At 67.2% G+C, this 11,141-nt stretch carries 9 protein-coding genes and 1 tRNA gene; 7 read left to right on the top strand and 3 right to left on the bottom strand.

The features are described 5' to 3' along the window. The first annotated feature begins 558 nt into the window (after positions 1 to 558). Together metX and OZ10_RS16760 are read left to right on the top strand one after the other, a co-directional pair. Positions 559 to 1,743, top strand: a complete 1,185-nt coding sequence (gene metX / locus OZ10_RS16765) for a homoserine O-acetyltransferase MetX (protein WP_039414288.1) — start codon at positions 559 to 561, stop codon at positions 1,741 to 1,743. A gap of 101 nt (positions 1,744 to 1,844) precedes the next feature. Further along, positions 1,845 to 2,144, top strand: a complete 300-nt coding sequence (locus tag OZ10_RS16760) for a DUF1294 domain-containing protein (RefSeq protein WP_039414286.1) — start codon at positions 1,845 to 1,847, stop codon at positions 2,142 to 2,144. Positions 2,145 to 2,199: 55 nt separating this feature from the next. Here the strand turns inward: OZ10_RS16760 and cydC are convergent, their stop codons facing one another. Both cydC and cydD read right to left on the bottom strand, forming a co-directional pair. Further along, entirely contained in the window at positions 2,200 to 3,876 is a 1,677-nt protein-coding gene (gene cydC, locus OZ10_RS16755) for a thiol reductant ABC exporter subunit CydC (RefSeq protein ID WP_039414283.1), read from the bottom strand. Continuing rightward, on the bottom strand, positions 3,873 to 5,582 hold the full coding sequence (cydD, locus tag OZ10_RS16750) for a thiol reductant ABC exporter subunit CydD (RefSeq protein WP_039566032.1): 1,710 nt from the start codon (positions 5,580 to 5,582) through the stop codon (positions 3,873 to 3,875). The genes cydC and cydD overlap by 4 nt, the downstream gene beginning before the upstream one ends. Positions 5,583 to 5,759: 177 nt before the next feature. Between cydD and OZ10_RS16745 the strand changes: the two genes are divergently transcribed. The 5 genes from OZ10_RS16745 to OZ10_RS16725 all read left to right on the top strand — a co-directional run bounded on the left by OZ10_RS16745 (position 5,760) and on the right by OZ10_RS16725 (position 10,368). Then, on the top strand, positions 5,760 to 7,382 hold the full coding sequence (locus OZ10_RS16745; protein ID WP_039566031.1) for a cytochrome ubiquinol oxidase subunit I: 1,623 nt from the start codon (positions 5,760 to 5,762) through the stop codon (positions 7,380 to 7,382). Between the two features lie 15 nt (positions 7,383 to 7,397). Further along, positions 7,398 to 8,549 (top strand): cytochrome d ubiquinol oxidase subunit II, encoded by a 1,152-nt coding sequence (cydB, locus tag OZ10_RS16740; RefSeq protein ID WP_039566029.1) that lies wholly within the window; start codon positions 7,398 to 7,400, stop codon positions 8,547 to 8,549. A 221-nt stretch (positions 8,550 to 8,770) separates the two neighbouring features. Beyond that, a complete protein-coding gene (gene cydX, locus OZ10_RS16735; protein WP_039414271.1) occupies positions 8,771 to 8,881 on the top strand; it encodes a cytochrome bd-I oxidase subunit CydX in 111 nt (36 codons plus the stop codon). A 60-nt stretch (positions 8,882 to 8,941) separates the two neighbouring features. Further along, positions 8,942 to 9,018, top strand: a tRNA-Pro gene (locus OZ10_RS16730). Positions 9,019 to 9,141: 123 nt separating this feature from the next. Continuing rightward, positions 9,142 to 10,368, top strand: coding sequence for a CynX/NimT family MFS transporter (locus OZ10_RS16725; RefSeq protein WP_039414269.1), 1,227 nt, complete (start codon positions 9,142 to 9,144; stop codon positions 10,366 to 10,368). On the opposite strand, the gene OZ10_RS16720 is transcribed toward OZ10_RS16725, so the two are convergent. Next, on the bottom strand, positions 10,349 to 11,141 hold a 793-nt coding region (locus OZ10_RS16720; RefSeq protein ID WP_039566027.1), incomplete at its 5' end, for a CocE/NonD family hydrolase. The two genes, OZ10_RS16725 and OZ10_RS16720, sit on opposite strands and share 20 nt — an antisense overlap.

Raw genomic sequence — 11,141 nt, 5'->3', positions numbered from 1 at the left:
CAGATGATCCGCTCTCTGCCTGATCTGTCCATAGCGAGCAATCAGGTTGAGACGCCTGAAATGTTCGTATCGCAAGCGCTTGGCGATCTTTAAGCCTGGTCGGGGGCGCGGTGCCCTCACCGCTCGCGGGACACGCCGTCAACCCGTCCATGGGGGCTCGATGGCGGCATCCATGCCGCCAACGGTCCCGCAATCGGCGAGGACACCACGCTAGACAGTTGGCTGGTGGTTTTGTTGAAAGGCAAAGACACCGCGTCGCAGCTTGCTAGTCGCTGTTGAAATCCATGCAGACCGACCATCTCCACTGGTCCTTGCCCGCCCGCCGTCGCGGGACCCTTGGCGGCATGGATGCCGCCAAGGAGCTACATGGACGTACTTGCAGCGTGTCCCGCGATGGTGGGCGGGCAAGGGCCCTGCAACCAAGTTGCAGCTCACGCGCTTTAAAGAGCGGCATCACACCACGCAAAAGCCCAAACCAAGTCCCATCTCAATTCCCGATTCCCAATTCCCAATTCCCACCCTGCACCCAGCGCATCCCATGGCAGATAGAATTGCGACATGACTGAATTCATTCCTCCCGGCACGCTCTACCACGCACTGCCTTCGCCGTTTCCGATGAAACGCGGTGGCGTGCTGCATCAGGCACGCGTGGCGTACGAGACCTGGGGCACGCTGGCCGCCGATCGCAGCAACGCGATCCTGATCGTCACCGGCCTGTCGCCGAACGCGCACGCTGCAGCGAACCAGGCCAATCCCGAGCCGGGTTGGTGGGACGCGATGGTCGGGCCGGGCAAGCCGATCGATACCGCCCGCTGGTTCGTGGTGTGCGTCAATTCGCTGGGCAGCTGCAAGGGCTCCACCGGGCCGGCGTCGATCGATCCGGCGACCGGGCAGCCGTATCGGCTGACATTTCCGGACCTGTCGATTGAAGACGTGGCCGATGCAGCCGCCGATGTCGTGCGCGCACTGGGCATCATCCAGCTGGCCTGCCTGATCGGCAACTCGATGGGCGGCATGACGGCACTGGCATTGTTGCTGCGCCATCCGGGCATTGCACGCAATCACATCAACATCTCCGGCAGCGCGCAGGCGTTGCCGTTTTCCATCGCCATCCGCTCGCTGCAACGTGAAGCGATCCGGCTGGACCCGCACTGGAATGGCGGCAATTACGACGACATGCACTACCCGGAGTCGGGCATGCGCATGGCGCGCAAGCTTGGCGTGATCACGTATCGCTCGGCACTGGAGTGGGATGGTCGCTTCGGCCGGGTGCGGCTGGATTCCGAACAGGCCGCCGACGACCCGTTTGGCCTGGAATTCCAGGTGGAAAGTTATCTGGAAGGCCATGCGCGCCGTTTCGTGCGCTTCTTCGACCCCAACTGCTATCTGTATCTGAGCCGCTCGATGGACTGGTTCGACCTGGCCGAATCCGTGGACACGGCCCCGGTCGATGCGATGCGGACCGTCGACACGCACAGCAGCATCGCGTCCACAGACGTGTCCACCGACGCCGAAGTGTTGGCCGGCCTGGCCAACATCCGCATTGCGCGTGCGCTGTCGATCGGCGCCAATACCGACATCCTGTTTCCGGTGCAGCAGCAGGAGCAGATTGCCACGGGCCTGCGCGCAGGCGGCGCCGATGCCCGCTTCCTCGGCCTGGATTCACCGCAGGGCCACGATGCCTTCCTGGTGGATTTCGCCCGCTTCGGCCCGGCAGTCCGCGACTTCCTGGACGCCTGCTGATTGCCAGGTCCAGAGCCACTTCCAGAGCCAGAGCAAGCCCCTCGCAAACCGCCAGCAGCGCACTGCCGCGCCGGCTGCTGGCCGGCCTGTTCGCGGTCGGCATGCTCGGCCTGGTGCTCGCAGACCGGCTACCGGCTGCGATTGCGCTCTGGTACGCGGTAACGAGCATTGCCGCGCTGATCGCCTATCGGCTGGACAAGACCGCCGCCACGCGCGGCCAGCGCCGCACCCCGGAAGCGACCCTGCATGCCATCGCCTTGCTCGGCGGCTGGCCCGGCGCGCTGTTGGCGCAGTCGCTGTTCCGGCACAAGACCGTAAAGACCTCGTTCCAGATCGCGTTCTGGGTCAGCGCGCTGGCGAACGCCGCGGCCCTGGCCTGGGCGGTGTATCTGACGAGCTAAGGCGTGTCGTCGACCTGTGTCCTGTCGGCGCATGACGCACCGCTCGTCCGACGGCTCACCCCAGCGGTTGCAGCACTCCGCCCCGCATGCGGTAGTGCCGATGCACCACGCCGGCGGGCACGCTGTCGTGGGTGATCATCACCAGGCTGCGCTCACCCAGTACGGCGGCAAGATCGAGCAGCAAGGCGTGTGCGGTGTCCACGTCCAGGCCGTCGGTGGGTTCGTCCAGCAGCAGGATCGGTGCATTGCGCAACAGCGCGCGGGCCAGCGCGAGGCGGCGCGCCTGGCCTGCGGAGAGCGTGGCGCCGTTTTCGCCAACCCAGGTGTCCAGGCCATCCTGGGCGGTGGCCCAGTCGCGCAGACGCACCTGATCCAGCGCTGCCCACAGCGCGGCATCGTCGGCATCGGCATCGCCGATGGCCAGGTTGTCTCGCACGGTGCCGGCGAACACCGGCGCGTTCTGCGGCAGCCAGGCGATGCGCCGATGCCACTGCGCCTGCGCGAAGGCTTTTAGTTCGATGCCGGCATAGCACACCTGCCCGGCGTGCGGGTCCCACAGGCGCAGCAGCAGGGCCGACAAGGTGCTCTTGCCGCTGCCGCTGTCGCCGCTGATGGCGATACGCTCGCCGGGCGCCAGGGTCAGGTCCAGCGCCTGCAGCACCGGACGCACGCCGCCCGGCCACGCGAAGGACACCTGCTGCAGTTGCAGCGTGCCGCTGACCGGCGCATCGACGGGCTGCGCAGGATCGCTGACCGAGGGTGCCTGATCGACGATGGCCTGCAGGCGTCTGGCGGCCACGCGCGCACTCTGCAACGCCTGCAGCGCCAGCCCGGCACCGGCCCAGACTTCCAGCAGCGCCATGGTCAGGAACACCAGCCCTGCCGCCAGTTCGGCCGCAATCAACCCGCGCTCGGCAGCGTGCAGCGCTAGCCACAGCATGCCGGCCAGCCCGATGCCGCCGCACGCCGCATGCAACGCTGTGCCGGCAATCAGGTGCCGGCGCTGCAGGCGATCGCCCTGCACCACGTCGGCGGCAGCGGCATCGGCCTGCTGCAGCCAGGCGCCGTGCGCATCGATGGCGGCCAGATCGGCCGCGCCCTCCAGCCCTTCGAACGCCTGCGTGCGCAGCACCGTGCGCTGCTGCGCACGCAGCCGCTCGCGTCGTGCGCCGCCACGTGCAACCTGCCACGGCACCAGCCCGCCGATCAGCACGCCGAGCACCAGCAACAGCAGCGCGGCAGGCAGGTAGATCAGCGCAGCGGCAACCAGCCCGGCCAGCCAGATGCCGAGCAGTGCGCTCAGCGGGGCAAGCGCACGCACGCTCAGACCGTCCACCTCACCGATGTCGGACATCAACCGCGCCAGTAGATCGCCGGTGCGCGTGGCCGACAACCGGCCCGGCGCAAGCGGCAGCGCGCGCCGGAAGAACCACACGCGCAGATCGCGCGCAATGCGCAGCGTCGCATCGTGCCCGATCACCTTTTCGCCGTAGCGCGACACGATGCGGGCAAAGGTCAGCGCGCGAATGCCCGCCGAGGGCGAGAAGAAATTGAAGCCCGCGCCCATGCCGGCCACGCCGGCCAGGGCCGCGGCAGTCAGGAAGCTGCCGGACAGGCCCAGCAGCCCCACCCCGGCAAGCGCGGTGACCAGCACCAGCAGTGCCGACAGCAGCAGGCGCCATGCATGCCGGTGAAACACATCGCGCAGACGATCGTGGCGTGGGTCGCTCATGGCTGCTCCACCGTGACGCTGGCGCCGTGCAGATCGATCACCGTGTCGGCCCAGCGCATCACGGCCGGACTATGCGTGGCCAGCACCACTGCACGGCCGCGCGCAAACACGCCCAACGTGCGTAGCAGCTCCGCTTCGGTGTCCGGATCGAGAAAGGCGGTGGGCTCGTCCAGCAGCAGCAGGTCCGGCTCGCGCAACAGCAGCCGCGCCAAGGCCACGCGCCGCGCCTCGCCGCCGGACAGGCCGAAGCCGCGTTCGCCGATCACCGTGTCCAGGCCGGCCGGCAGCTGCGCGGCAAACCGCATCACCTGCGCCGCATCGGCCACCGCCAGCAGCCGCGCGTCGCTGGCCTGCGGGTCGGCAAGGCGTAGGTTGTCGGCAATGCTGCCGTGAAACAGGTAGGGCCGCTGGGTGGCGTAGCCCACCCGCGTGCCGGGGCGCAGCACCACGCTGCCCGCCTCCGGCGTCAACCAACCGGCCAGGCCCTCCAGCAAGGTGCTCTTGCCGCTGCCGCTGGCACCGATCAACGCCACGCGCTGGCCGGGCTGCAACGCCAGCGAACACTGCGTCACCACCGCATGCGGCGCGCCCGGCGGGCGCAACGCCAGATCGCGTACCTGCAGCAGCGGCGCACGCGCCTGCGCCGGCTCCAGTGGACGTGGCGGCGGCGCGCCGGCAGGCGCCGGCTCGGCGTCAACGCCTTCCAGCAGTCGCTCGGCTTCGGCCACCGCTGCCAGCGCATTGGCGCGGTCGTGGTAATGCGCAGCAAGACGTCGCAGCGGCGCGAAGAATTCCGGTGCCAGCAGCAAGCAGAACATGCCCGCGCCCAGGGACGGCAGCCCATGCAGGTCGAGCATGCCCAGATAGCTCAGGCCGAAGTACAAGGCCACGATTGCCACGCTCACCGACGCGAAGAACTCAAGCACGGTGGACGACAGGAACGCGATGCGCAGCACTTTCAGCGAGCGCTCGCGCACGCCCTCGGCGGCGGCGGCAATCCCGCGCAATTCCGCCTGGCCGCGGCCGTACACGCGCAGCAGGCCCAGGCCCTTCAGACGATCGGCGAAATGCCCGCCCATGCGTGCCAGCTCGCCCAGCTGCTCGCGGCCGGCGGCCTCGGCGCCCCAGCCCACCAGCATCATGAACAACGGGATCAACGGCGCGGTCAGCAACAGCACCAGGCCCACCACCCAATCGACTGAAAACACCGCAATCAGGATCAGCGGTGGCACCAGGAGCATCTCGGTCCGCGCCAGCTGATAGCCGACGAAATACCCTTCCAGCGCATCGGTATGCGCCAGGCTCAGTTCGCCGAGCTCGCCGCTACGTTGCCGGCGCAGCCACACCGGCCCGTGCTGCACCAGACGACGCGCGATGCGTGCACGTAGCGCGCGCTTGGCCACATCGGCCACCTCGCCGGTCAGCGCTTGCGCCCAGGCGGTGAGCAGTGCGCGGCCGAGCACGGCCACCAGCAGGCCGATGCCCACGTCGCGCAGCTGCGCCACGGCCAGGTGCCGCACCAGCACGGCCTGCAGTAACCAGGCAATCGCGGCCGACTGCGCGAGCAGCAGCACCCCGGACAGCGCCACGGCCACACCGGCCAGCCGCCGTGCACGTGCGGCGGGTGCGGCCAATGCATCCAGCCATTGGCCGCGCTGGCGGCGCTGGGCGGGTGTTTCGCTGGCTCGCACGCTGGGCTGGCTCACATCAGTTCGGTCGAAGACTGCTCACTGCAAGCGATTGTAAGTCGCCACCCGCCACTGCGGGATGGGCATTGTGCCGCAGCTCATCGGGGCCGCATTGATTTGGATCAACGCGCCGGGCGCGGCAGGAGCAGATGATCCGCCACATCCACTACCGATTCTCAACCAGGCCACCCCGCCATGATCGACTCGACAGTTGTCGAACTGTCGCGGCTGCAGTTCGCAGTCACCGCGATGTACCACTTCATCTTTCCGCCGCTGACCATCGGGCTGTCGTTCCTGCTCGGCATCATGGAAAGCGTCTACGTCATGACCGGCAAGCAGATCTGGCGACGCATGACCATGTTCTGGGGCGTGCTGTTCGGCATCAACTTCGCCATGGGTGTCGGCACCGGCATCGTGATGGAGTTCGAGTTCGGCATGAACTGGTCCTATTACAGCCACTACGTCGGCGACATCTTCGGCGCACCGCTGGCGATCGAAGGGCTGATGGCCTTCTTCCTGGAGGCGACCTTCCTTGGTCTGTTCTTCCTGGGCTGGAACCGCCTGAGCAAGGTGCAGCACCTGATCACCACCTGGCTGGTGGCGCTGGGCAGCAACTTCTCCGCGCTGTGGATCCTGATCGCCAATGGCTGGATGCAGAACCCGGCCGGTGCGGTGTTCAACCCGGACACCATGCGCATGGAAGTGGTCGACTTTGTCGCCGTGCTGTTCAACCCGGTGGCGCAGGCCAAGTTCGTGCACACCGTCAGTGCGGGCTACGTGCTGGGTGCGGTGTTCGTGATGTCGATCAGCGCGTTCTATCTGCTACGCGGCAAGCATGTGGAGATGGCGCGGCGCTCGTTCGCGGTGGCCGCCGCGTTTGGCCTGTTGTCGTCGCTGTCGGTGGTGGTGCTGGGCGATGAAAGCGGTTACGCCGCCAACGAGCACCAGAAGATGAAGCTGGCCGCGATCGAGGCGATGTGGGAAACCGAAGCTGCGCCGGCCGACTTCACTGCGTTCGGCATTCCGAACCAGACCACCCATCGCAACGATTACGCAATCAAGATCCCGTACCTGATGGGTCTGATCGCCACGCGCTCGCTGGATGAGCCGATTCCAGGCATTCTTGAATTGGTAGGCCGTGCCGAACACCGCATCCGCGGTGGCCAGATCGCCTACGGCGCACTGCAACGCATTCGCGCCGACAAGAACGATGCCGAAGCACGCAAGGTCTTCGATGCGCATTGGCAGGACCTGGGCCACGGCCTGCTGCTCAAGCGCTACCGCGACGACATCGGCAACGCCACGCCCGAGCAGATCGCCCAGGCCGCGATGGACACGGTGCCACGCGTGCTGCCGCTGTTCTGGACCTTCCGCATCATGGCGGCCATCGGCATCTACCTGATCGCCTTCTTTGCCGTGGCGTTCTGGTTTGCGTGCAAGCACAACTTCCAGGAAAAACGCTGGTTCCTGACCCTGGCACTGTGGACGTTGCCGCTGCCGTGGATCGCGATCGAATGCGGCTGGTTCGTGGCCGAGTACGGCCGCCAGCCGTGGGCGGTGGAAGGCGTGCTGCCCACGTTCTACGCCGCATCCGGGCTGGATCTGTATGAGATCGTGATGACGCTGGTCGGGTTCACCGCGCTGTACACCACGCTGCTGGTCATCGCGATCAAGCTGTCGTTGAAGACCATCCGCAAGGGACCGGATGCGATGTTCCCGCCGGCCCAAGGCACCCCATCGCCGCACGGCGATTCGCCCCACGCCGCCTCACCCAATGCCCCATTGAGCACCGGCGCGCTGGCCGGCGGCGCCCCGTAAGCCAGGAGAGACACCATGGATTTCATCTTGCTCGACTACACCACATTGCGCGTGATCTGGTGGCTGTTGCTTGGCGTATTGCTGTCCGGTTACGCGGTGATGGGCGGCTTCGATCTGGGCGTCAGCACCTTGCTGCCGCTGGTTGCCCGCAACGATGCCGAACGCCGGCTGGTAATCAACACCATCGGCCCGGTCTGGGAGGGCAACCAGGTGTGGCTGATCCTGGGCGGCGGAGCCATCTTCGCCGCGTTCCCGCCCCTGTACGCGGTGAGTTTTTCCGGGTTCTACCTGGCGATGTTCGTGATCCTGTTTGCGCTGATCCTGCGCCCGGTGGGGTTCAAGTTCCGCGGCAAGCTGGTCGGCCAGCGCTGGCGCAACAACTGGGACTGGGCGCTGTTCGTCGGCGGTTTCATCCCGGCGCTGATCATGGGCGTGGCCGTCGGCAATGTGCTGCTGGGGGTGCCGTTCCATTTCGACGACAGCATGCGCACGTACTACACGGGCAACCTGTTCGGGCTGCTGACGCCGTTCGCGTTGCTGGCCGGTGTGCTCAGCGTGGCGATGCTGGTTGCGCATGGTGCGGCCATGCTGGTGCTCAAGACCGATGGCCCGGTGGCCGAGCGTGCGGCGCGTTTTGGCAGCATCGCGGCGCTGATTGCAGCGGGCGTGTTCGCCGCGGCCGGTGCCTGGGTCGCGCTTGGCCTGCCCGGCTATGCGGTGACCTCGGTGCTGGCGACCGACGCGCAGACCAATCCACTGGCCAAGACCGCTGCACTCACCGCCGCCGGCGGCTGGCTGCACAACTACAGCAGCATGCCGGCCACCTTGCTGGCCCCCGTGGTCGGGCTGCTCGGGCTTGCCATGAGCGCCGTGCTGTTGCGCGTGCGGCGTGGTGGCCTGGCCTTCATCGCCTCGGGCAGCGCCATCGTGGGCATCGTCTTCACCGTGGGCCTTGCGCTGTTCCCGTTCCTGTTGCCCTCCTCCACTGCACCGAGCGCCAGCCTGACGCTGTGGGATGCCTCCAGCAGCCGGCTCACGTTGTGGATCATGCTGCTGGCCACCACCGTGTTCATGCCGATCATCCTGGCCTACACGACGTGGGTGTATCGCGTGCTCAGGGGCAAGGTCACCGACGACGAACTGTCGGCCAACCCCAATGCGTATTGAGGGCGGCCACCCACCCGACTGACGTCAACCACGGCGGTGCGGCGTGATGCGGTAGCGGCCCGTTGCGCTCGCACGCGGCAACTGCTTCACGCTACGCAGCCGGGCAATGACTGCCCGGTTCGCGGCGCAGGCGCTTCATCTCACTTCCTCGCGGCGTCACCAGCGCAATGGCGCCGCCGCGTTCGCCATCCCACTTTCGCAACGATTCGAGGAGCAACATCATGTGGTACTTCGCCTGGATTCTCGGTACCGGCCTGGCGGCACTGGCCGCAGTGCTCAACGGCATGTGGTTCGAAGCACGCGAGCCCGAGCGCATCCAATCGCCGCAGTAAAAATAATTGCGTCAGATGCTTGCCGATTCCGCATTCCCTATGTAACATACGCGGCTCCTTCGGGGTGTAGCTCAGTCTGGTAGAGCGCTACGTTCGGGACGTAGAGGTCGCAGGTTCGAATCCTGTCTCCCCGACCAGTTTCAAAACACAAAACCGGCCTCGTGCCGGTTTTGTGTTTTCAGGCGCCGTCGCACGCATGTGCACGGTGCGGATGGTCTGTCATGTCTGTTGTCACCGCCGCCGCTTCCTCGTCCGCCCAATTGCGTGGTCGCGGCCTGGTGCTGGCTGCCATTTTGTTGTCGGCCTTCAACCTGCGCACTGCGGTGACCTCGCTGACGCCGCTGCTGGAGCGCATCGCCGACGAATACGCCTTCGGTGCACCGACGATGGGGGCGCTGGGCATGTTGCCCACCGCTGCCTTTGCATTGACCGGTGTGGCGACCCCGGCGGTGTTGCGTCGCATCGGCTTACTGCGTACTGCCTTGTTGTCGATGGCGCTGGCGACGCTTGGCATGGTCTTGCGGCCGCTGTTGCCGGGAACCACCGGGCTGCTGCTCGGCTCGCTGGTGGCGCTGGCCGGCATGGGCATGGGCAACGTAGTGCTGCCGCCGTTGGTGAAACGTTATTTCGGCGACCGCGTGGGTCGCGTCAGCACGCTGTACATCACCGTGCTGCAGGTGGGCACCTTGCTGCCGGCGTTGCTGGCGGTGCCGGTGGCCGATGCGCTGGGCTGGCGCAGCTCGATGGTGGTGTGGGTGATGCCGGCGCTGCTGGCATTGGCGGCGTGGGCGCTGGTGCATGCCAGCCAGGGTCGCCTGCGCGCCACCGGCCCGGCGCCGGTCACCCCGACCCCGGAGGCCGAGGGTCGGGTCGCACGCACCGCGCTGGGCTGGAGCATGGCGGTCACCTTCGGCATGACGTCGCTGGTCACCTATTCCATGTTCACCTGGTTGCCCACGCTGCTGCGCGAAGCCGGCGCCTCGCCTGCCTTCGGCGGCACCATGGTGGCGTTGTTCGCGGCGTTGGGCATGGTGGGTGCGCTGACCATGCCGGCGCTGGCGGTGCGCATGCGCAACCCCTTCCCGATCGTGCTGGCGTGCGCGGCCTGTCATCTGATCGCGTTCGCCGGGCTGTGGTGGGCACCGCTGGCCGCGCCGATCCTGTGGGTGACCCTGCTCGGCCTGGGCCCGAGCACCTTTCCGCTGGCGCTGGTGCTGGTCAACCAGCGCAGCCGCACCGCGGCCGGCTCGGCCGCACTGTCCGGGTTCTCGCAAGGCATGGGCTATGCGATGAGCTGCCTGGGACCGTTCCTGTTCGGCTGGCTGCACGCCCACCGCGGCGGCTGGACCTCCCCGTTCGTGTTCCTGGTGATCTGCATCCTGGTGCAGCTGGCCGCCGCCTGGGTGGCCTGCCGCCCGCAACTGCTGGAAGACAGCTGGGCGCAGCCGGCACGCGGCGCCCGTGCGGTCAACGCACCGGCAGACTGATGTAGCTGGGCTGCTCGGGGCTCACGTACACCCGTTGCGTGGCCTTCTGATACTCGCCCGGCTTGGCGAAGAACATATTGGGCACGTAGGTCTGCGGGTTGCGGTCGTAGAGTGGGAACAGGCTGGACTGCACCTGCACCATCACCCGATGGCCCGGCTGGAAGGTGTGGTTGGCAGTCGGCAAACCAAACTGGTACGCCAGCGGCTGGTTGGCCGCCAGTGGCTTGGGCGTGCTGAAGCTCTCGCGGTAGCGGCCGCGGAAGATCGCCAGCGACACCGGCAACTCGTAGCCACCCATCTTCGGGTCCGATGCCATCTCGTCCGGATACACGTCGATCAGCTTGACCACCCAGTCGCTGTCGCTGCCGCTGGTGGACGCCTGCAGATGTACCTCCGGTGCGCCGGCGATCTGCAGCGGCTCGGTCAACGGCTCGGTGACGAAGGTCAGCACGTCCGGGCGGCCGTCGACAAAGCGCTGGTCGTGCACCAGCCAGGTGGTCCACATGCTGCGGTCGCCAAAATCCACCGGGCGTGGCACGAACGGCACCGGCTTGGCCGGGTCGGAGACGTACTCTTCGAAGCCGGACTGCCCGGCTGCCGGCGCCTGGAACGACAACTTGCCACCGGCCTGCAGGTACAGCGGCCGGCTCGCCGCCGCGCAGCCCTTGGCGCAGCTGCGCGGCCAGGCTTGCAGGCGGTCCCAGTGGTTCTCACCGGTGTTGTAGATGAACACTGGCGGTGTGCTGGCCTTGGGTGCGCCGTCGACCAGGTAC

The organism is Xanthomonas cannabis pv. cannabis (genome assembly GCF_000802365.1).
Classification (GTDB): domain Bacteria; phylum Pseudomonadota; class Gammaproteobacteria; order Xanthomonadales; family Xanthomonadaceae; genus Xanthomonas; species Xanthomonas cannabis.
The sequence above is the reverse complement of the archived record's forward strand: the minus strand, read 5'-3'. Positions and strand labels throughout refer to the sequence as shown.